Annotated in this window: 18 protein-coding genes; 14 read left to right on the top strand and 4 right to left on the bottom strand. The window is 64.1% G+C overall.

The window, feature by feature from the left end; genetic code table 11:
- Positions 1–19: 19 nt before the first annotated feature.
- Both MTR72_RS09720 and MTR72_RS09725 read right to left on the bottom strand, forming a co-directional pair.
- Entirely contained in the window at positions 20–1849 is a 1830-nt protein-coding gene (locus MTR72_RS09720) for an IlvD/Edd family dehydratase (RefSeq protein ID WP_280964441.1), read from the bottom strand.
- 148 nt (positions 1850–1997) lie between these two features.
- Positions 1998–3074: a LacI family DNA-binding transcriptional regulator gene (locus tag MTR72_RS09725; protein WP_280964440.1), complete on the bottom strand. Its 1077-nt coding sequence runs from the start codon at positions 3072–3074 to the stop codon at positions 1998–2000.
- 203 nt (positions 3075–3277) lie between these two features.
- On the opposite strand from MTR72_RS09725, the gene MTR72_RS09730 reads away from it, so the two are divergent.
- From MTR72_RS09730 to MTR72_RS09795, 14 genes are all read left to right on the top strand, one after another.
- Entirely contained in the window at positions 3278–4345 is a 1068-nt protein-coding gene (locus MTR72_RS09730) for an ABC transporter ATP-binding protein (RefSeq protein ID WP_280964439.1), read from the top strand.
- A 48-nt stretch (positions 4346–4393) separates the two neighbouring features.
- Positions 4394–5713 (top strand): ABC transporter substrate-binding protein, encoded by a 1320-nt coding sequence (locus MTR72_RS09735; RefSeq protein ID WP_280964438.1) that lies wholly within the window; start codon positions 4394–4396, stop codon positions 5711–5713.
- Positions 5714–5778: 65 nt separating this feature from the next.
- Positions 5779–6732 (top strand): carbohydrate ABC transporter permease, encoded by a 954-nt coding sequence (locus tag MTR72_RS09740; protein ID WP_280964437.1) that lies wholly within the window; start codon positions 5779–5781, stop codon positions 6730–6732.
- On the top strand, positions 6725–7651 hold the full coding sequence (locus tag MTR72_RS09745; RefSeq protein WP_280964436.1) for a carbohydrate ABC transporter permease: 927 nt from the start codon (positions 6725–6727) through the stop codon (positions 7649–7651). The genes MTR72_RS09740 and MTR72_RS09745 overlap by 8 nt, the downstream gene beginning before the upstream one ends.
- Positions 7652–7742: 91 nt before the next feature.
- The gene (gene denD, locus MTR72_RS09750) at positions 7743–8729 is read left to right on the top strand and encodes a D-erythronate dehydrogenase (RefSeq protein WP_280964435.1); all 987 of its coding nucleotides are present in this window, start codon (positions 7743–7745) and stop codon (positions 8727–8729) included.
- A gap of 29 nt (positions 8730–8758) precedes the next feature.
- Positions 8759–9733 carry a sugar kinase gene (locus MTR72_RS09755; protein ID WP_280964434.1) on the top strand — a complete coding sequence of 325 codons (975 nt, stop codon included), beginning with the start codon at positions 8759–8761 and terminating at the stop codon, positions 9731–9733.
- A 10-nt stretch (positions 9734–9743) separates the two neighbouring features.
- Positions 9744–10394, top strand: coding sequence for a bifunctional 4-hydroxy-2-oxoglutarate aldolase/2-dehydro-3-deoxy-phosphogluconate aldolase (gene eda / locus MTR72_RS09760; protein WP_280964433.1), 651 nt, complete (start codon positions 9744–9746; stop codon positions 10392–10394).
- Positions 10395–10450: 56 nt separating this feature from the next.
- Positions 10451–11620: an acetyl-CoA acetyltransferase gene (locus tag MTR72_RS09765; protein WP_280964432.1), complete on the top strand. Its 1170-nt coding sequence runs from the start codon at positions 10451–10453 to the stop codon at positions 11618–11620.
- Positions 11621–11743: 123 nt separating this feature from the next.
- Entirely contained in the window at positions 11744–11944 is a 201-nt protein-coding gene (locus MTR72_RS09770) for a hypothetical protein (RefSeq protein ID WP_280964431.1), read from the top strand.
- 124 nt (positions 11945–12068) lie between these two features.
- Complete coding sequence (locus MTR72_RS09775) at positions 12069–13268, top strand: CaiB/BaiF CoA transferase family protein (RefSeq protein WP_280964430.1); 1200 nt, start codon at positions 12069–12071, stop codon at positions 13266–13268.
- A 176-nt stretch (positions 13269–13444) separates the two neighbouring features.
- Positions 13445–14581 carry a thiolase family protein gene (locus MTR72_RS09780; protein ID WP_280964429.1) on the top strand — a complete coding sequence of 379 codons (1137 nt, stop codon included), beginning with the start codon at positions 13445–13447 and terminating at the stop codon, positions 14579–14581.
- Positions 14578–14943: a Zn-ribbon domain-containing OB-fold protein gene (locus MTR72_RS09785; protein ID WP_280964428.1), complete on the top strand. Its 366-nt coding sequence runs from the start codon at positions 14578–14580 to the stop codon at positions 14941–14943. The genes MTR72_RS09780 and MTR72_RS09785 overlap by 4 nt, the downstream gene beginning before the upstream one ends.
- A 495-nt stretch (positions 14944–15438) precedes the next feature.
- Positions 15439–15966 carry a carboxymuconolactone decarboxylase family protein gene (locus MTR72_RS09790; RefSeq protein WP_280964427.1) on the top strand — a complete coding sequence of 176 codons (528 nt, stop codon included), beginning with the start codon at positions 15439–15441 and terminating at the stop codon, positions 15964–15966.
- A 25-nt stretch (positions 15967–15991) separates the two neighbouring features.
- Positions 15992–16294 (top strand): nucleoside triphosphate pyrophosphohydrolase family protein, encoded by a 303-nt coding sequence (locus MTR72_RS09795; protein ID WP_280971009.1) that lies wholly within the window; start codon positions 15992–15994, stop codon positions 16292–16294.
- A 15-nt stretch (positions 16295–16309) separates the two neighbouring features.
- Here the strand turns inward: MTR72_RS09795 and glsA are convergent, their stop codons facing one another.
- On the bottom strand, positions 16310–18157 hold the full coding sequence (gene glsA / locus MTR72_RS09800; RefSeq protein WP_280964426.1) for a glutaminase A: 1848 nt from the start codon (positions 18155–18157) through the stop codon (positions 16310–16312).
- A gap of 22 nt (positions 18158–18179) precedes the next feature.
- A complete protein-coding gene (locus tag MTR72_RS09805; RefSeq protein WP_280964425.1) occupies positions 18180–20255 on the bottom strand; it encodes a TRAP transporter permease in 2076 nt (691 codons plus the stop codon).
- Positions 20256–20265: the final 10 nt, after the last annotated feature.

Consider the following 20265-nt stretch of genomic DNA (forward strand, 5'->3'; position numbering starts at 1 on the left):
TCCTCGCAATGACGAGTGACTAGTGATTATCCCGCGCAACGCCGAACGCGCCGGCGACGTTCTGATAGCGCGTGGCGAGCTCCATGCAGGCGCCGGTCGACTGCTGGCCGACGGTGTTGCGATAGATCTCCTGCCACGGCGTCTGGTTCGGCGGATGCTTGAAGCCGCCATTCGCCTTCAGCTCGGCGTGGCGCTTCTTCAGCTCGTCATCGGAGATCAGGATGTTGGCGCTGCCCTTGTTGAGATCGATGCGCACCTTGTCGCCGGTCTTGAGGATCGCGAGCCCGCCATTGGCGGCGGCCTCCGGCGAGGCATTGAGGATCGACGGCGAACCGGACGTGCCGGATTGCCGGCCGTCGCCGATGCAGGGCAGGGACAGGATGCCGCGTTTGATCAGTGCCGCCGGCGGCTGCATGTTCACGACCTCGGCGCCGCCGGGGTAACCGATCGGACCGGTACCGCGGATGAACAGCACGCAGCGCTCGTCGATGTCGAGGGAGGGATCGTCGATCCGCTCGTGATAGTCCTCCGGCCCCTCGAACACGATGGCGCGGCCCTCGAAGGCGTTGAGGTCCTTCGGGTTGCTGAGATAGCGGTCGCGAAACTCCTTGGAGATCACGCTGGTCTTCATGATGGCTGAATCGAAGAGGTTGCCCTTCAGCACCAGGAAGCCCGCGTCCTTCACCAGCGGCTTGTCGTAATTCCAGATCACGTCGTTGTCGGGCTTCGGCGCATTGGCGCAGTTTTCGCCGATGCCGCGGCCGTTGACCGTGATCGCGTCCTCGTGGATGCGCTTGTGCTGCATCAATTCGCGCACCACGGCGGGCACGCCGCCGGCGCGGTGAAATTCCTCGCCGAGATAGAAGCCGGCCGGCTGCATGTTGACGAGCAGCGGCACGTCGTGACCGAACTTCTGCCAGTCGTCGATCGACAGCTCCACGCCGATGTGGCGGGCGAGGGCGTTGATGTGGATCGGCGCGTTGGTCGAGCCGCCGATCGCCGAATTGATCACGATGCAGTTCTCGAACGCCTTGCGGGTCAGGATGTCCGAGGGCTTCAGATCCTCCCAGACCATCTCGACGATGCGCTTGCCCGTCTCGTAGGCGATCTGGCCGCGCTCGCGATAGGGCGCCGGGATCGCCGCGCAGCCCGGCAGCGAGAAGCCGAGCGCTTCGGCCAGCGAGTTCATGGTCGAAGCGGTGCCCATGGTGTTGCAGTGGCCGACCGAGGGCGCCGAGGAGGCCACGATCTCCATGAACTCCTCATAGTCGATCTCGCCGGCGGCAAGCCGCTCGCGCGACTTCCAGACGATGGTGCCGGAGCCGGTGCGCTCGCCGTCATGCCAGCCGTTGAGCATCGGGCCGCCCGACAGCACGATCGCGGGCAGGTTCACGGTAGCGGCAGCCATCATGCAGGCCGGCGTGGTCTTGTCGCAGCCGGTGGTGAGCACCACGCCGTCGAGCGGGTAGCCGTACAGGATTTCGACCAGGCCGAGATAGGCGAGGTTGCGATCGAGCGCCGCGGTGGGGCGCTTGCCGGTCTCCTGGATCGGATGGGTCGGGAATTCCATGGCGATACCGCCGGCCTCACGGATGCCTTCGCGGACGCGATGGGCGAGCTCGATATGGTGGCGGTTGCAGGGGGAGAGGTCGTTGCCGGTCTGGGCGATGCCGATGATCGGCTTGCCGGACTGCAGCTCGGCGCGGGTGAGTCCGTAATTGAGGTAGCGCTCCATATAGAGCGCGGTCATGCCCGGATTATGCGGGTTGTTGAACCATTCCTGGGAGCGAAGGTGCCGGCGACTGCCGTTGCTGGCGGGCACGTGCCCGTTGGTTGGTTTTTTTGTCATTGGTCTCTCCTGCAATGCAAACGCACTGGCGTCGGTCTTACGGTGTCGGCTTGTGCGATGCCCAACGGCGCGAACGATCGATCGTTGCCCCGCTGGCGGGTCGTTTCCTCACAAGTGCGATACTAGTCATGGGTGCTTGGTAACGCTATCATTTTGTTCGATCCACCACCAATTCGGATACTATCGGCTGGCTCTCTGCGCGCTGTGCGAGCGAGCTCTGCCGTTCGACGACCTTGAAGCCGAGATCCAGCACCGGCTCCTCCGGACGTCGTCCTTCGATCGCGTCGATCAGCATCGTGGCGGCGGCGCGACCCATCTCGTAGCGGTTGGTGCGCACGCTGGTCAGGGTGGGGACCGCACTTGCCATGAATTCGAGATCGTTGAAGCCGACAATCGCGATCTGCTCGGGCACAACGATCTCCCGCCGCCGGCACTCGAAGAGTACGCCGAGCGCAAGGTCGTCGTTGGCACAGAACACCGCATCAATATCAGGCTCTCGCCCGAGGAGGTCGGCAAACAGGGCTCCGCCGAGCGTCACCGAGGTCGGTGTGGCGGTCGTGACGACGAGACGCTGCTCGAACAGCGCAGTCTCCTTCATGGCCGAGACATAGCCGTCCAGCCGCCGTTGCACCCGCGGGTCCATTCGCGCGCCGACGAAGCCAATCCGGCGGCAACCCTGCGCGAACAGGTGCGCAACCGCTGCGCGCGCCGCATCGTAGTGCGAAAAGCCGATCATCATGTCGACGGGACTGGGCCCGATCTCCATGATCTGAACGATCGGGCAGTCGGCCGCCTCCAGCATCGCCCGCGATTCCGCGGTCTGGTCGATCCCGGTCACGATCAGTCCGGCCGGCTTCTGTGCGAGAAAAAGCCGCAACAACCTTTCCTCCTGGAGGATGCTGTAGCGGGTGTTGGAGAGCTGGATCGAATAGCGGCTGCCTTCGGAGGCATCATAGATGCCGCGCAGCACGTCAGAGAACACGTTATTGGTGAGCGAGGGGATCAGCACACCGATCACTTCGGTACGCTGCGAGGCCAGCGCGCGGGCAGCGAGGTTCGGCACATAGCCGAGCTCCTTGGCGGCGCTTTCGACCCGGGCCCGCTTGGCAACCGACAGCGCCTCGGGGTTGCGGAAAAAGCGGGACGCCGTGATCGGGCTGACGCCGGCAAGCTCGGCGACTTCCGCCAACCGGATTTTGCCTGACTTGGTGCGTTTTCGACCCATTTGTTGCTCTTAGCACAGGCACTCCCGCAAACAAAGGAACGTTGACAGCGCTACCAGCAAAGACTAACCAAAGACGAAATTGCCAAAACCGCACAAACTGCTGACAATGTCGCCCGTTAAGTTCGGGCTTCGGTTGGTGAAGTCTGAAAGAACAAGACGGTCGCGGCGCAAGAGGCGTCGTGGACTCGTGAGGAGGGAGCTAGATGTCATCTGTGCAAATCCGCGACGTGCGGAAATCGTTCGGCAATTTTGAAGTCCTGCACGGCGTGACGATTCCGATCGAGGACGGTCAGTTCGTCGTCCTGGTTGGCCCCTCCGGCTGCGGCAAGTCGACGCTTCTGCGCATGCTCGCCGGTCTCGAGAACATCACCTCGGGCACGATCTCGATCGGCGATCGCGTCGTCAACAATGTCCAGCCCAAGGAGCGGGACATTGCGATGGTGTTCCAGAACTACGCGCTCTATCCGCACATGACGGTTGCGGACAATATGGGCTTCTCGCTGAAGCTGCGCGGTGCGAGCTCCGACGAGATCAACAAGCGCGTCAAGCGCGCCGCCGAGATTCTCGCTTTGTCGCCGCTGCTCGAGCGCTATCCACGGCAGCTCTCTGGCGGCCAGCGCCAGCGCGTCGCCATGGGCCGCGCCATCGTCCGCGACCCGCAGGTGTTCCTGTTCGACGAGCCGCTGTCGAACCTCGATGCCAAGCTGCGCGTCGCCATGCGCACCGAGATCAAGGAGCTGCACCAGCGGCTCAAGACGACCACCGTCTACGTCACCCACGACCAGATCGAGGCCATGACCATGGCCGACAAGATCGTCGTCATGCATGACGGCATCGTCGAGCAGATGGGCACGCCGCTCGAGCTCTACGACAAGCCGGACAACCAGTTCGTCGCGGGCTTCATCGGCTCCCCGGCGATGAACTTCCTCAAAGGTCATGTGCGCTCGAACGGCGTTGCGACCTTCGAGGGACCGAACGGTGTCAAGCTGCCGCTCAAGACCGCGCCGACGGCGTCCGACGGCCGCCCCGCGGTCTATGGCGTCCGGCCCGAGCACTTCACGATCGCCGACGACGGCGCGGAGGCCGAGATCATCGTGGTCGAGCCGACCGGCTCCGAAACGCAGGTGTTCGCCAAGGTTGGCGGCGAGCAGGTCGTCGCGGTGTTCCGTGAACGTCACCTGTTCAACCCGGGCGACAAGGTCCGGTTGAAGCCGGATCCGGGCCTGGTCCACTTGTTCGACGAGGCGACAGGAAAACGGCTGAACGCGTAGCGCAACACAATTACGCAAGACAATAAAAAGCATCACAGGGAGGACGACATGCAAGACTTTACCCGCCGGGCTCTGCTTCAAGGGGGAACGGCTTTGGCTGCCACCGGCATGCTGACCGGGCCGGCACTGTTCGAATTCGCCAAGGCCTGGGCGCAGAGCGCGCCTTGGAAGGCGGAGCCGGGCGCCAAGCTGACCGTGATGCGGTGGAAGCGGTTCGTGCCGCAGGAGGATGATGCGTTCAACGCAATGGTCGCGGCGTTCAAGGCTGCGACCGGCACCGAAATGAACGTGTTCAGCGAATCCTTCGAGGACGTGCAGCCGAAGGCCTCGGTTGCGGCCAATACCGGCTCCGGGCTCGATCTCGCCTGGGGCTTGCACACGCTGCCGCAGCTCTTCCCCACCAAAGTGCTGAAGATGAACGACGTCGCCGATTATCTCGGCAAGAAATATGGCGGCTGGACGGATGCGGCCGCCAAGACCTGCAAGCTCGGCAACGACTGGCTCGGCATTCCCGTCGCGACCAACGGCGGTTACATGACCTACCGGAAGTCGGCGACTGACAAGGCGGGCTTCAAGGAGTTCCCGACGGACTTCCCGGGCTTCCTCGAGATGTGCAAGGCGCTCAAGGCCAACAACACGCCGGCCGGCTTCGCTCTCGGGCATGCGTCGGGCGACGCGAATTCGTGGCTGCACTGGGTGCTCTGGGGGCACGGCGCGTACACGGTCGACCAGAACGACAAGATCGTCATCAATTCGCCGGAGACGGCGAAGGCACTGGAGTATTGCAAGGCGCTGTACGAGAGCTTCATTCCGGGCACGCCGTCCTGGAACGATTCCTCCAACAATAAGGCGTTCCTCGCCGGAGAGCTCTATTGCACGTCGAACGGCATCTCGATCTACGTGGCCGCCAAGACCGATGCGACCAAGAAGGAGCTTGCCGCGGACACCTATCATGCGCTCTGGCCGGTCGGGCCGATCGGCAAGCCGACCGAGTTGCAGCTTGCGCTGCCGATCCTCGCCTTCAACTTCACCAAATATCCGAACGCGGCGAAGGCCTTCATCGCCTTCATGCTGGAGAAGGAAAACTACGAGAAGTGGCTGGACGGCGCCCAAGGCTATCTGACGCAGACCTTGAACGCCTATGAGTCGGCGCCGATCTGGACTGCGGATCCCAAGAACACCGTGTTCTCGCAGGCCTCCAAGCGCACCCTGCCGGCGTCCGGCATCGGCACGGTCGGCGAAAAGGCGGCAACCGCGATCGCCGACTTCATCGTCGTCGACATGTTCGCCAACTATTGCACCGGCTCCAAGGATGCGAAGGGCGCGATGGCGGAAGCCGAGCGCCAGTTGAAGCGCATCTATCGCTAACGGTCACGGGGCGGGCGGCCGTCTTGGCCGCCCGCCCGTCAACACTTCGATCAGGGATATCGGGCATGGCTGATGTCGTCGTTCCCCGGGCCAAGCCTCAGATGAGCGAGGCCAGCGCCTGGGAACAGCTCAAGCACAATCGTAACTGGCTCGGCTTCTGGTTCATGCTGCCGGCGATGGCGTTCCTGATCTTCTTCCTGGCCTACCCGCTGGGGCTCGGGATCTGGCTGTCGTTCACCGACACCCGCATCGGGCGCGTCGGCCAATACATTGCAACCGAGAACTACGAGTGGTTGTGGGACGACGCGATCTTCTGGCTTTCGGTGTTCAACACGCTGCTCTACACCTTTCTCGCCAGCGCGTTCAAATTTGGCATCGGGCTCTATCTCGCGCTGCTCTTGAACGAGAACATGCCGTTCAAGGCGATGTTGCGCGCGATGGTCCTGATCCCCTTCATCGTGCCGACCGTGCTGTCGGCGCTGGCATTCTGGTGGATCTTCGATTCGCAATTCTCGATCATTTCCTGGTCGCTGAAGCATCTCGGACTGATCAGTCAGAACATCAACTTCCTGGGTGACACCACCTGGGCCAGGATTTGCGTGATCTTCGCCAATATCTGGCGCGGCGTGCCTTTCGTCGCCATCACGTTGCTCGCAGGACTACAGACTGTGTCCCCGTCGCTCTACGAAGCCGCAACCCTCGACGGCGCCTCGAGCTGGCAGAGATTCCGCTACATCACCTATCCGCTTCTCACCCCGATTATCGCCGTCGTCATGACCTTCTCGGTGCTGTTCACCTTCACCGATTTCCAGCTCATCTGGGCGATGACACGTGGCGGCCCGGTCAATGCGACGCATCTGATGGCAACCTTGTCCTACCAGCGCGCGATCATCGCGGGGCAGCTCGGGGAGGGTGCCGCGATCTCCAGCGCGATGATTCCCTTCTTGCTCGCGGCCATCATGATCTCATGGTTCGGCTTGCAGCGCCGCAAGTGGCAGCAGGGAGAGAGCAATGACTGACCTGCCCACCAGATCCATCGATCTCAAGAATGTGCTGTCGGGTTCGGCGCCTACGGCCGATCACAGCGAGGGTATGAGCTATCTGCAGTCGGTGCCGCGCCGGATCGTGACGCTCTATCTGCCGCTCACGATCATCGTCGTCATCCTGCTGTTTCCGTTCTACTGGATGGCGCTGACGTCGGTGAAGCCCGACGAGCAGCTCCTCGATATGGAAACCTACAGCCCGTTTTGGACCTGGAATCCGACCTTCAAGCACTTCCACAAGCTGCTGTTCGAGAGCTACTACCCGCACTGGCTCTGGAATACGATGTACGTGGCCGTCTGCGCCACGGTGCTTTCGATTTTTGCGAGCGTGCTGGCCGCCTACGCCATCGTGCGGTTGCGCTACAAGGGCGCCAATCTCGTCGGGGGACTGATCTTCCTCGCATATCTTGTACCGCCGTCGATCCTGTTCATTCCGCTCGCCACCGTCGTGTTCCAGTATGGGCTGTTCGACTCGCCCCTGGCGCTGATCCTGACCTATCCGACGATCCTGATCCCGTTCTCGACCTGGCTGTTGATGGGCTATTTCAAGACCATCCCCTTTGAGCTCGAGGAGTGCGCGCTGATCGACGGGGCGAGCCGCTGGCAGATCCTGATCAAGATCGTGCTGCCGCTCGCGGTGCCCGGGCTGATCTCGGCCTTCATCTTCTGCTTCACGCTGTGCTGGAACGAGTTCATCTACGCGCTGACCTTCCTGCAATCGACCAGCAACAAGACCGTGCCGGTCGCGATCGTCAACGAGTTCGTGGACGGTGACATCTATCGCTGGGGCTCGCTGATGGCGGGAGCCCTGGCCGGCTCGCTGCCGCTCGTCATCCTTTACGCCTTCTTCGTGGAGCATTATGTGTCGGCGATGACCGGCGCCGTGAAGGAGTGACCAGCGGGCCTGCCACGAGAACGCGCCAAGGGACGTATCAAGAGAACGTACCAAGAGCGGCGCGTGCTAACCAATAAGAAGGAGTAGGCTCTTGCACATTCTGGTTCTGGGCGCCGCCGGCATGGTCGGCCGCAAACTCTGTGAACGGCTGCTCCGCGACGGCCGCCTCGGCAAGAGCGATATCACCAGGCTGACCATGCACGACGTGGTCGAGCCCAAAAAGCCGGAGAGGGCCGGCTTTCCCGTCGAGACCGTGTCGGGCGACTTCGCCGTGGCGGGTGCGGCCGAGAAGCTGATCGCCGGCCGCCCCGACGTGATCTTCCACCTGGCCGCCATCGTCTCCGGCGAAGCCGAGCTCGATTTCGACAAGGGCTACCGCATCAATCTCGACGGCACGCGGATGCTGCTCGACGCCATCCGGCTTATGGGCGGTGGTTACAAGCCGCGCGTGGTCTTCACCTCGTCGATCGCGGTGTTCGGCGCGCCGTTCCCGGATGCGATCGGCGACGAGTTCTTCCATACGCCGCTGTTGAGCTACGGCACGCAGAAGGCGATCGGCGAATTGCTGCTCGCCGATTATTCCCGCCGCGGCTTCCTCGACGGCATCGGCATCCGCCTGCCGACCATCTGCATCCGGCCCGGCCTGCCCAACAAGGCGGCCTCCGGCTTCTTCTCCAGCATCCTGCGCGAGCCGCTCGCAGGCAAGGAAGCGGTGCTTCCGGTCTCGGAGGATGTTCGCCACTGGCACGCCACGCCGCGCTCTGCCGTCGGCTTCCTGCTGCACGCCGGCACCATGGATCTCGCGACGGTTGGGCCGCGCCGCAATCTGACCATGCCCGGCCTGTCCGCAACCGTCGGCGAGCAGATCGCGGCCTTGAAGCGGGTCGCGGGCGAAAAGGTTGCTGCGCGCATCAAGCGCGAGCCCGATCCCTTCATCGTCGGCATCGTGGGCGGCTGGCCGCGCAATTTCGATGCAAAGCGCTCGCGCGAGCTAGGCTTCACCACGGCCGAGAAAACCTTCGACGATATTATCCGCATTCACATCGAAGATGAGCTGGGCGGCAATTTCGTCGCCTGACGTAACCGGTGAACAGTGTGGGTCGAGAGATGGCGAGCGTTGCTTGCGTCGGCGAGTGCATGGTCGAGCTCAGGCAGGCCCAGGGGGGACATTCCACTGGGCAGGGGCAGGGCGGCGGCCTCTACTCGCGCGGTTTCGGCGGCGACACCCTCAACACGGCGGTTTATCTCGCGCGGCTCGACGTCAAGGTCGACTATTTCACCGCGCTCGGCGATGACGCCTTGAGCGATGAGATGGTCGCGGCCTGGGCGGCGGAGGGCGTCGGCACAAGGCGCGTCGTGCGCCTGCCGGGCAAGCTGCCCGGTCTCTACATGATCCAGACTGACGGCAAGGGCGAGCGGCAGTTCTTCCACTGGCGCGACAGTGCGGCGGCACGCCGGCTGATGGATCTGCCGGAGACGGACGAGATCCTGAACTCGCTGATGAGCTACGACTTCATCTATCTTTCGGCGATCACGCTCTCGATCTACGACGCGGCGGGGCGCGAGCGCCTGTTCGCGGCGATCAAGCGTGCGCGGCTGCTCGGCACCCGCTTCGTGTTCGACACCAATTTTCGCGCGCGCGGCTGGCCCGACCGCGACGTCGCCCGCGAAGTCTTCGCCGCGGCCTTCGCGACCGCCGACATCGTGCTGACCTCGACCGAGGACCTGCTCGCGCTCCATCCCGGCGAAGGCCATGCCGAACTGATGGCACGCATTCCCAGCCCCGAGCTGGTGTTCCGGCTCGCCGAGCCCGTCAGCCTCCTGCGCTTTCCCGGCGGGACCCGCGAGGTCCGCGCCGAGCCGATGACCAAGCCGGTGGTCGACACCACCGCGGCCGGCGACAGCTTTGCCGCGGCCTATATCGCGGCCCGGCTCGGCGGTTCCGATCCGGTCGAGGCCGCCCAGGCCGGACATCGCCTCGCGAGCCTTGTGATCTGCTATCCCGGCGCCATTATTCCGGGCTATGCCATGCCGCCGAAGAAACGGCACCGGCCGGCAACCTCACGCCAAGCGACCAAGTGAAGCGAAAGTCATGACCACGACTGCCCAACAGAACCAACTCGCCGCGCTGTTCAAGGCCGCGACCGTCATTCCCGTCCTTACCATCGAGCGTATCCAGGATGCCGTGCCGCTGGCACGTGCGCTGGTCGCCGGCGGCGTCCGCACGCTGGAGGTGACCCTGCGCACCGCCGTTGCGATCGAGGCGGCGAGGGCGATGATGGCCGAAGTGCCCGAGGCGATCGTCGGCATCGGCACGATTCTCAATCCAGCGGACTTTGCCCGTGTCGAGAAGCTCGGCGTCAAGTTCGGCATCAGCCCGGGGTTGACCCCCGATCTGCTGGAGGCCGCGACCGACAGCGCCTTGCCCTTCGCGCCGGGCATTGCGACTGCATCCGAGCTGATGATGGCCCTGGCGCAGGGTTTCGACATCGTAAAATTCTTCCCGGCCGAGCAGGCCGGCGGCATCAAGGGGCTGCGGGCGCTCGGCGGGCCGTTCCCGAATGTGCGGTTCTGCCCGACCGGCGGCGTCGGCGAGGCCAATGCGGCGGCCTGGCTTGCCGAGCCCAACGTGGTCGCGGTCGGCGGCTCCTGGCTGTGCCCGACGGCGGAGATCAGGGCCGGGAACTGGGCCGGCATAACTGCCATCTGCCAGCGCACGCTCAAGGCCCTGAAAGCCGCGTGAAGTCTTGCGATCGATGGGCTAAGACTTAGGTCAGGTAAGATCTAGGGAGAATGACCATGACCGCCAGCATCGTCGGATGGGCGCATACGCCGTTCGGCAAGTTCGACACCGAGACTGTCGAAAGCCTCGTCACCCGCGTCGCCAATGAGGCGTTGGCGGATGCCGGCATTGCCGCCTCCGACGTTGACGAGATCGTGCTCGGCCATTTCAATGCCGGCTTCTCGCCGCAGGATTTTACCGCCTCGCTGGTGCTCCAGGCCGACCCGCAGCTCCGCTTCAAGCCGGCAACCCGTGTCGAGAACGCCTGCGCCACCGGCTCCGCCGCCGTGCACCAGGGCCTGCGCGCGATTGCCGCAGGGGCTGCCAAGATCGTGCTGGTCGTCGGCGTCGAGCAGATGACGCGCACGCCGGGGCCGGAGATCGGCAAGAATCTCCTGAAGGCGTCCTATCTGCCCGAGGACGGCGACACTGTCGGCGGCTTCGCAGGCGTGTTCGGCAAGATCGCCAGCGCCTATTTCCAGAAATATGGCGACCAGTCCGATGCGCTGGCGCTGATCGCGGCCAAGAACCACAAGAACGGCGTTGCCAACCCCTTCGCCCAGATGCGCAAGGATTTCGGCTACGAGTTCTGCCGCTCCGAAAGCGAGAAGAACCCGTACGTCGCCGGTCCCCTGAAGCGTACCGACTGCTCGCTCGTCTCCGATGGTGCTGCGGCGCTGGTACTCGCGGATGCCGAGACCGCCAAGGGCATGAGCAAGTCGATCGGCTTCCGCGCCACCGCACATGCGCAGGACTTCCTGCCGATGAGCAAGCGCGACATCCTCCAGTTCGAGGGCTGCACCGTTGCCTGGCAGCGCGCGCTGGAGAAGGCCGGCGTCTCGCTCTCCGACCTGTCCTTCGTCGAGACCCATGACTGCTTCACGGTCGCCGAGTTGATCGAGTACGAAGCGATGGGCCTGACGCCGAAGGGGCAGGGCGCCCGCGCCATCAAGGAAGGCTGGACGCTCAAGGACGGCAAGCTCCCGGTCAATCCGTCCGGCGGCCTGAAAGCCAAGGGCCATCCGATCGGCGCCACCGGCGTCTCGATGCATGTGATGACCGCGATGCAGCTTGCGGGCCAGGCGCCCGAGGGCATGCAGCTCAAGAACGCCAAGCTCGGCGGCATCTTCAATATGGGCGGCGCCGCCGTCGCCAACTACGTTTCCGTGCTGGAGCCTTTGAAGTAGAATCTTGTAGGGTGGGCAAGGGCGCAAAGCGCTGTGCCCACCTTTTTCTTGCGCTAAGTCATGGTGGGCGCGCTTCGCTTTGCCCACCCTACTGCTCTTGATTGATTTTGCAGGATACGCATCATGAGCAATGACACGTCACTCTCACTCGACGAAATCAACGATCGAATTGCGATCCTCGAGAGCAATATCAGGCAGCTCATCGAGCAGGCTGCCGCCGCTTCGGGCGAGCAGAACGAGGCGCGCATCGCCGATCGCATCAATCAGCAGAACGAAGAGCTCGAACGGCTGCTCAAGATCCGCGAATCCCGCCAGAAGAAATAGCGCCTGTATCGCCGCGTAGCGCATACGGCCATACGCGGCTCGCGCTTGCCTGAGCTGCGCCGCTGCCGTTAGCTGGACCGAAATCGCGGGCCGCGACTGAGCCCGCGCGGATCGGGAGTGAACGATGGGGCCGCTGAAGGGCATCAAGGTCATCGACATGACGACCGTGCTGATGGGGCCTTATGCGACCCAGATGCTCGGCGACTATGGCGCCGACGTCATCAAGGTGGAATCGCTTGAGGGCGATGTCACCCGTCTGATCGGTCCGATGCGGCATGCCGGCATGGGGCCGGTCTTCCTCAATACCAATCGCAGCAAGCGCTCGATCTGCCTCGACCTCAAGAAGCCCGCCGGCCGGAAGGCCGTGCTGCGGCTGCTCGAGCGCGCCGACGTCCTCGTCTACAATGTTCGCCCGCAGGCGATGGCGCGGCTGCAACTCGGTTATGACGTCGTCTCCGAGATCAATCCGCGCCTCGTCTATGCCGGTGTGTTCGGCTTCGGTCAGGACGGGCCTTATGCGGCCAAGCCCGCCTATGACGATCTGATCCAAGGCGCGACCGCACTACCGGCCCTGATGGCGCAGACCGGCGACGGCGTGCCGCGCTACGTGCCGAATGCGCTGGTCGATCGCATCGTCGGGCTAACCGCGGTCGGCGCGATCTGCGCCAGCCTCGTGCATCGCGACCGCACCGGCCGCGGCCAGCGCGTCGATATCCCCATGTTCGAGACCATGGCGGGGTTCGTCATGGGCGACCACATGGGTGGGCTCACTTATGAGCCGCCGCTCGACAAGGGCGGTTATGCCCGTCACCTCTCGCGCGACCGCAGGCCCTACAAGACGTCAGACGGCTATCTCAGCGTCATCGTCTACAACGACAAGCAGTGGGAGAATTTCTTCAAGGCGACCGGCCGCGACGATCTGCGGGCTGATCCGAAGTTTGCTACTTTTGCCGGCCGCGCCGCCAACATCGACTTCGTCTATGCCGAACTGGCGCGCATCTTCGAGACTCGCCCGACCGCCGAATGGATCGAGCTGCTCACCAGGGCCGACGTGCCGGTGATGCCGATGCACGACCTCGCGTCGATCCTGCACGATGAGCATCTGGAGGCGACCGGCTTCTTCCCGGTCGTGAATCATCCCACTGAAGGTCCGATCCGGAGCATGAAAGTCACTGCGAGCTGGTCGGAGACCGAGGCCGAACCGGTTCGGCTCGCACCGCGGCTCAATGAGCACGGTGCAGAGATTTTGCGCGAGATCGGATACGCGGCGGACGAGATCGCGGCGTTGGTGCGCGATGGTGTCACGCGCTCGTCGCCGGAATAGAGGAGGAAACGCGATGACACTCTCATCCGTCCTCATCCGTCATTCCGGGGCGCGCTCCCTTGGGCGCGAGCCCGGAATCCACACTCACGATGGTGGTTATGATTCTCAGATGCGCAATTGCGCATCAAAGCTCGCGACTTCGTCGTGCCCCGGAATGACGACGGAGAGATGATACCATGACCTTCATCACCGGCGTCGGCCTCACGTCTTTCGGCACGCACGAAGGCTCGTCCTCGCTCGACCTGATGAGCAAGGCAGCCCAGCTCGCGATCGACGATGCCGGGCTGAAGCGCATGGAGATCGACGGTATCCTCTGCGGCTATTCGACCGTCTCGCCACATATCATGCTGGCGACCGTGTTCGCCGAGCATTTCGGCATTCGCCCGGCTTACGCCCATGCCGTCCAGGTTGGCGGCGCGACGGGGCTCGCGATGACCATGCTTGCGCATCATCTCGTCGAGGCCGGCGTCGCGCGGCATGTGCTCGTGGTGGCCGGAGAAAACCGTCTCACCGGACAAAGCCGCGATGCCTCGATCCAGGCGCTGGCGCAGGTCGGCCATCCCGACTACGAGGTGCCACTGGGGCCGACCATTCCCGCCTACTATGGTCTCGTCGCCTCCCGCTACATGCACGAATATGGCGTGACCGAAGAGGACCTCGCCGAATTCGCGGTGCTGATGCGCGAGCACGCCCGCACACATCCCGGCGCACAGTTCCGCGACCCGATCACGGTCGCCGACGTCATGGCCTCGAAGCCGGTCGCGATGCCGCTAAAGCTGCTCGACTGCTGCCCGGTGTCCGACGGCGGGGCGGCATTCGTCGTCAGCCGCGAGCGGACGGGCGAGGCCGGCGTGCGCATTCGCGGCTGCGCCCAGGCTCACACCCATCAGCATGTCACGGCGGCGCCGCCCCTGAGCGAGCTCGGCGCCGAGATCTCGATCGCGCGCGCCAGGGAGGCGACAGGCCTTGCGATCTCGGACGTGCGCTACGCCGCGGTCTACGACAGTTTTACGATCACGCTCGCGATGCTGCTTGAAGACCTCGGCCTCGCGAAGCGCGGCGAGGCGGCCGCGCGGGTGCGCGCCGGCCATTTCGGCCGCGATGGCGCGATGCCGCTCAACACCCATGGCGGCCTTCTCAGCTATGGCCATTGCGGCGTCGGCGGCGCCATGGCGCATCTGGTCGAGACCCATCTGCAGATGACGGGGAGGGCAGCGAGCCGCCAGGTGCGCGATGCCTCCATTGCGCTCCTCCACGGCGACGGCGGCGTGCTGTCCTCCCATGTCAGCATGTTCCTGGAGCGGGTGCGATGAGCGGCAACGGGCGAATCGGCGAGTGGACCGGAGGCGAGCAGGCCATCACCTATCAGCGCTGCGGCTCATGCGGGGCCGTGCAGTATTTCCATCGCGCCTTCTGTGCGGCGTGCGGAGCATCCGCACCGCGCCAGCAGCGCGCGAGCGGCAAGGGTACGGTCTATGCGACCTCGCTGGTGTGCCGTGCCGCCACGCCCGAGACGCGCGCGCACGTGCCCTACAACATCGTGCTGGTCGATTGCGCCGAGGGTTTTCGCATGATGGCGCATGGCGAGTCCGGTCTTGCTATCGGCGACGAGGTCGATGCGAGCTTTAAGTCCTTTGCGGGAAGGCTCGTGCCGTTCTTCACCAAGAGGGCCTAGTGGAATTCGTCATTCGGGGGCGGTCCAAAGGACCGAACCTGGACGGGCTTCTGGGTCTGGCTTGTGCGAGAGCCACCCCGGAATGACGATACGCAGTACTAGCGCCCGTAGAACAATATGCTGGCGATGACGAGCATCGCCGTTACCGCCAGCATATGCGCGAACGCTCCCGAGGCCGCCCTCCTGGTGGCTTCCTTCATGCCTTTTCTCCCTAGACTTGGGCGTGATTCATCGTTGCGCGCGCTGCGCAATCGACGGTCCTGTTTTTTACTCGGAACACCCCACTTCGATTATTCGCCGCGATTTGTCCCCACGCGGCGAATATCGACTGTGCCAAGGTCGATCAGCAATGCGGCGGCAATTTGACTCGATAATGTTGCTCCTGCGTCGGTGCGCGAATAGAGTTTCCCGGAACTTTCGCCGACAACGACAAAAACATCGAAAGTCCGAGGAAAATCTTAGGGAAGCTCTTCGGGCAAAATCTTCAGGAAAATCATGGCCCGCATCGACTACAGCGATCCGTCCAAGGCGTCCGACCGCACCCGCGAGATTCTCGACAAGAACCGCCACGCCAACATCTTCCGCATGATGGCGCATTCGCCGAGCTATTTTGAGCAGTATTGCCGGCTCGGCGGCGCCATTCGGCACAAGGGCGAGCTTGATCCGATCGTGCGCGAGCTCGCGATCACGCGCACCGGCATCCTGTGCGAAGCGCCGTATGAGATCGTCGCGCACAAGCGCATCGGCAGGAATGTCGGCGTCACCGACGAGCAGAACGTGGCGCTCGCAAATTGGCAGGCCGCGAATTGCTTTGACGAGACGCAGCGCGCCGCGCTCGCCTTCACCGACGAGATCGTCAAGCTGAACAAGCCGACGGACGCGACGTTCAAGGCGATCGCCGCCAGGTTGACGCCTGCGGCGCTGGTCGAGCTGCAGCTCTCTGTCGGCTTCTACATCATGACCTCGAAATTTCTCGAGACCTTCGAGATCGATCTGCAGCCTGTCACGGAAGTGGTGGGCTGATCCGAAAGGAGCAGCAAGGATGCCGATGACGATCGATGAATATGCGGCCTGGGCCGCGAGCGTTGCGAAAGTCGATGAGCATCCGTCGAACGAGCGGTTGTCCTATCTTGGTCTTGGCCTCGCCGGCGAGGCCGGCGAGGTCGCCGAACACATCAAGAAGCTGTTGCGTGATAGCTGGCTCGACCAGGCGGGTCTCGTCGATGAGCTCGGCGACGTCATCTACTACTGGGCTTGCCTGTGCGCGGCGACTGGCCAGAGGCCATCCGAAGTGCTCAAGGCAAGCGCAGCCAAGATCAACCGGCGGCTGAGCGAGGCCGCGAGCCGCTGAGCCGCAACCTGGCGCTCACATCGACGTCAGGATGTCCACCTTGGCGTTGGCCACGATCAGGCGATCGGCGAGGAGCTGCGCCAAATTGCGCATGATGCGCTCGCCGGCGCGCGGGTGCTGCTTGCGGAAGCGTTCGAAATCCCTAAGCGGCACCTCGAACGCGGTCGCGGCCATGTCGGCGAACACATCGGCGGAGCGGGTCGGCTCCAATAGCGCCATCTCGCCGAACGCCATGCCCGCGGTCAGCGTCGCCAGCCGCACCCCGTCCGGCAGCGTGACGTGGACGGCGCCGCTGCGCAGGAAGAACAGGGCATCGGCGGGATCACCGGTCGTGAGGATCTTCGCGCCGGATTGATAGGTCCGGATCGTGCAGAGCGAAGCCAGATCGGTCAGCTCCTCCGCGCTCAGACCGGTGAGCAGCGGCTGTTCGGCAAGCTCGGTGGTCTCGTGGAAGTCGATCGAGCCGCCGTAGCGATAGACGATCTGGTCTTCCGCCCATTCGATCGCGGTGTCGAGCAGGAAGAAGTCGCGGACGTTCTTGAGCTCCGCGGTCCATTCCCGCAAAGCATTCCACTCCCTGGAGGCGCGCTTGACCCCGGACAGGATCACCGTGACGTTGAGCGCGGCCAGCTCCTCGAAGGCTTCCGCGACCAGCCGCGCGCCGGCGCGCGTGGTCGAGGTGACACGATGGAGATCGAAGATGACGAATTGCGGCCGCGGGCCGCCGGCGAGCCGGCGCGACACGTAGTCGACGGCGGACAGCGACAGCGTGCCGACCAGCTCGATCACCCGCACCTCGTGCTCACGGGCGGCCAGGATCTCGCGCTCCTGCGGACGTCGCACGCGCCGCGACGGGCTCTTGCCGATGTCGTAGTCGGCAATGATCGCGTTGCGGGCGTCGTCGCTGCGGTTGAGCATGTGCAGGTCGTAATGCGAGGACAGCGCCTCGCAGACCTTGATGCCGCGCACGCTATTGCCGTGCTTGTCGAGCCGTGGCGAATAGCTGCCGAGCCCGAGGCGGGCGGGAAGCGCTGCGAGAATGCCGCCGCCGACGCCGCTCTTGGCGGGGATACCGATCCGGTAGATCCATTCACCGGCATAGTCGTACATGCCCGAGGACGTCATCACCGACAGCGTCCGTGCGATTGCATAGGGCGTCATCACCTGCTCGCCCGTGACCGGGTTGAGGCCGCGGTTGGCGAGCGTTGCCGCCATGACCGCAATATCGCGCGCGGTCACCAGCACCGCACACTGCCGGAAATAGACGTCGAGCACGGCCGCGACATTGTCCTTGATCACGGCGTTGGTGCGCAAAAGATAGGCGATGGCGCGGTTGCGGTCGCCGGTCTGGCTTTCGGAAGCGTAGACGGCTTCGTCGACGTCGAGATCGCGCCCGGCGAAGCGGCCGAGCGCAACGCGGATCTGCTCGAACGCATCAACGCCCTTGCTCTCGTGGATCAGGCCGGTACAGGCAATCGCGCCGGCATTGACCATCGGGTTGAACGGATGGTTCTCGGCGTTGAGCCGGATCGAGTTGAAAGGATCGCCCGAGGGCTCGACACCGATCGTGCTTTCAACCTGTGCCGCGCCGAGCAGGTCCAGCGCGAGCGCGAACACGAATGGTTTGGACATCGACTGGATGGTGAAGGGCACCCGGCTGTCGCCGACCTCGTAGACATGCCCGTCGAGCGTCGCGAGGCTGATCCCGAAATGGGCAGGATCGGCCTTGCCGAGCTCGGGAATGTAGTCGGCGACCGCGCCCGAGTTCTCGGCGGAGAATTCGCTGAGGCAATTGTCCAGAAACCGCAGCAAGGGCGGTTTCGAGCGGGTCCAGGCGGAAGCGGGAGGCGATAGCGGTTTCATCGCCTCTCTTTGTGCAACGCAATCAGGGCACGCGCAACCCGTCTGGCACCGGGCTCTGCCGTCGCACCAGGAGAAGGGCGAGCAAACTCGTCGGCGCCAGGATCGCGAGCCCCAGCAGCGTGATCTGCATCTGCGACAGCGGCATGATCCCGCCGCCGGGCGTGGCAACGACGAATCCGCCGATCACCAGCAGCACGCGGATGGGCCACTCGAGCGCGCCCGCGCCGCGGAGGTCGCCGACGAAGGCCTGGTAGCCCTGGATGCCGCCGCAGATGAATAGCGTGCCAAACGCGGCGAGCGCCATCAGGCCAAGGCCGGGCAGATACGGGCTTGGTCCCTGCAGCACCAGCGCGGGATTGAGCACGAAGAAGAACGGGATGAAATAGATGATGCTGCCGACCCACATCGATTCCCAGCCCGTCTTCATCGCCGGCGAGCCGGCAATGCCCGCGGCCGCGAAGGATGCGATCGCGACCGGCGGCGTGATCGACGACAGCATGCCCCAATAGAAGATGAACATGTGCACGGCCATGCGGTTGAGCCCGAGCTTTTCCAAAGCCGGTGCGACCAGAATGGCGAGGAAGATGTAGCAGGCCGTCGTCGTCAGCCCGAGCCCCAGGATCAGGCTGGTGAAGGCGCACATCGCAAGCAGCAGAAACGCGTTGTCGCCGGCAAGCCGCAGCAGGTCGTTGGCAAGGCTCGACACCACGCCGGTCATCGAGAACGCGCCGATCAGGAGGCCGCAGCCGGCGAGGATGCCGACGAGCTCAACGAAGGTGCGCCCGTTGACCTCGAGGAACTTGCCGATCGTCGCCGCGGTCCAGCGTGTGTCCTTGGAGAAGATCTGGTTGAGAACGAGCAGCAGCGCGGTGGCATAGAATGGCGCATGGCTCTCGCGCTTGAAGTACAGCAACATCACGATCAGCAGCGCGATGACGAAAACGTAGTACCAGCCGTCCCTGATCGTATCCATTACCCGCGGCAGCTCGGCGCGCGGAATGCCCTTCAGCCCGTGGCGCGCGGCATAGGCGTCGACCTGCATGAACAGGCCGACATAGTAGAGCGCGGCCGGAATGATCGCGGCGACCGCGACCTCGGCGTAGCTGATGTTGAGGAACTGTGCGATCACGAACGCGGTCGCGCCCATCACCGGCGGCGCCAGCACCGCGCCGGTCGAGGCGCAAGCCTCGATTGCACCGGCATAGGAGGCGCGAAAACCGCTCTTCTTCATCACCGGAATGGTCATGGTGCCGGCGGTGAGCACGTTGGAGATGATCGAGCCCGACATCATGCCGAGCAGGCCGCTCGCGAAGATGCAGACTTTCGCGGCGCCGCCGCGGAAGGTGCCGCACAGCGCGAAGGCGAGATTGATGAAGAACTTGCCGGCTCCCGTCATCATCAGCGCGGTGCCGAACACGAGAAAGCCGATCACGGTGTCGGCGAACGCCTGGATCGGAATGCCGAGCAGGCTCTCGCCCGAGAGCACGTGATAGGCGGTCGCCTGTTCCAGCGTCGATTGCGTGCCGCGGAACGGCCCGAGCCACGCGGATTCGGCGAACAGAGGATAGACGGTGAAGGGCAGCACGCTCAGCAGCAGGCTCCAGCCGCCGGTTCGGCGCAGCGCCTCCATCAGCATCGCCCACATCACGAGACCCGCGACGATCACGCTGTTGGGCGCGCCGCCGAATTCCCATCCGGCTTCAGCCGCCTTGCGCACGTTCGACATCAGCAGCAGCGCCGCCGCGAAGGTCACGACGAAGAACGCAAGGTCATACCAGGGAATCCGGTCGAGCGGCGCGCGCTCGCTGCCCGGAAAGATCAGGAAGGTGAAGGGCAGCATCAAGGCGATCAGGAGATAGAAGTACTCCGTGTTGAGTTGGGTGTAGCCGACGAAGAAGCGCAGCGAGAATTGCTGGTTGATGCAGAGCAGGATCGTTGCCGCGGTCGCAGCCACCAGCGTCCAGCGCCAGGCGCCGCGCAACGTACGCACGCGCGTCACCTCGGCTTCCTGCATGTTGCCGGCAGCGCCGTGAGGGTCGTCGAATACGACCCGCTTGGCTTGCTCCTGCGGGCCGGGTGAAACTGAAACAGACGACATGATCGACCCC

Source organism: Bradyrhizobium sp. ISRA442 (genome assembly GCF_038085055.1).
Lineage (GTDB): Bacteria > Pseudomonadota > Alphaproteobacteria > Rhizobiales > Xanthobacteraceae > Bradyrhizobium.

Bases quoted from the DNA above. Each gene is read 5' to 3' on its own strand.
- MTR72_RS09720 (WP_280964441.1), bottom strand. From the start codon at position 1,849: ATGACAAAAAAACCAACCAACGGGCACGTGCCCGCCAGCAACGGCAGT.
- MTR72_RS09725 (WP_280964440.1), bottom strand. From the start codon at position 3,074: ATGGGTCGAAAACGCACCAAGTCAGGCAAAATCCGGTTGGCGGAAGTC.
- MTR72_RS09730 (WP_280964439.1), top strand. From the start codon at position 3,278: ATGTCATCTGTGCAAATCCGCGACGTGCGGAAATCGTTCGGCAATTTT.
- MTR72_RS09735 (WP_280964438.1), top strand. From the start codon at position 4,394: ATGCAAGACTTTACCCGCCGGGCTCTGCTTCAAGGGGGAACGGCTTTG.
- MTR72_RS09740 (WP_280964437.1), top strand. From the start codon at position 5,779: ATGGCTGATGTCGTCGTTCCCCGGGCCAAGCCTCAGATGAGCGAGGCC.
- MTR72_RS09745 (WP_280964436.1), top strand. From the start codon at position 6,725: ATGACTGACCTGCCCACCAGATCCATCGATCTCAAGAATGTGCTGTCG.
- MTR72_RS09755 (WP_280964434.1), top strand. From the start codon at position 8,759: ATGGCGAGCGTTGCTTGCGTCGGCGAGTGCATGGTCGAGCTCAGGCAG.
- eda (WP_280964433.1), top strand. From the start codon at position 9,744: ATGACCACGACTGCCCAACAGAACCAACTCGCCGCGCTGTTCAAGGCC.
- MTR72_RS09765 (WP_280964432.1), top strand. From the start codon at position 10,451: ATGACCGCCAGCATCGTCGGATGGGCGCATACGCCGTTCGGCAAGTTC.
- MTR72_RS09770 (WP_280964431.1), top strand. From the start codon at position 11,744: ATGAGCAATGACACGTCACTCTCACTCGACGAAATCAACGATCGAATT.
- MTR72_RS09775 (WP_280964430.1), top strand. From the start codon at position 12,069: ATGGGGCCGCTGAAGGGCATCAAGGTCATCGACATGACGACCGTGCTG.
- MTR72_RS09780 (WP_280964429.1), top strand. From the start codon at position 13,445: ATGACCTTCATCACCGGCGTCGGCCTCACGTCTTTCGGCACGCACGAA.
- MTR72_RS09785 (WP_280964428.1), top strand. From the start codon at position 14,578: ATGAGCGGCAACGGGCGAATCGGCGAGTGGACCGGAGGCGAGCAGGCC.
- MTR72_RS09790 (WP_280964427.1), top strand. From the start codon at position 15,439: ATGGCCCGCATCGACTACAGCGATCCGTCCAAGGCGTCCGACCGCACC.
- MTR72_RS09795 (WP_280971009.1), top strand. From the start codon at position 15,992: ATGACGATCGATGAATATGCGGCCTGGGCCGCGAGCGTTGCGAAAGTC.
- glsA (WP_280964426.1), bottom strand. From the start codon at position 18,157: ATGAAACCGCTATCGCCTCCCGCTTCCGCCTGGACCCGCTCGAAACCG.
- MTR72_RS09805 (WP_280964425.1), bottom strand. From the start codon at position 20,255: ATGTCGTCTGTTTCAGTTTCACCCGGCCCGCAGGAGCAAGCCAAGCGG.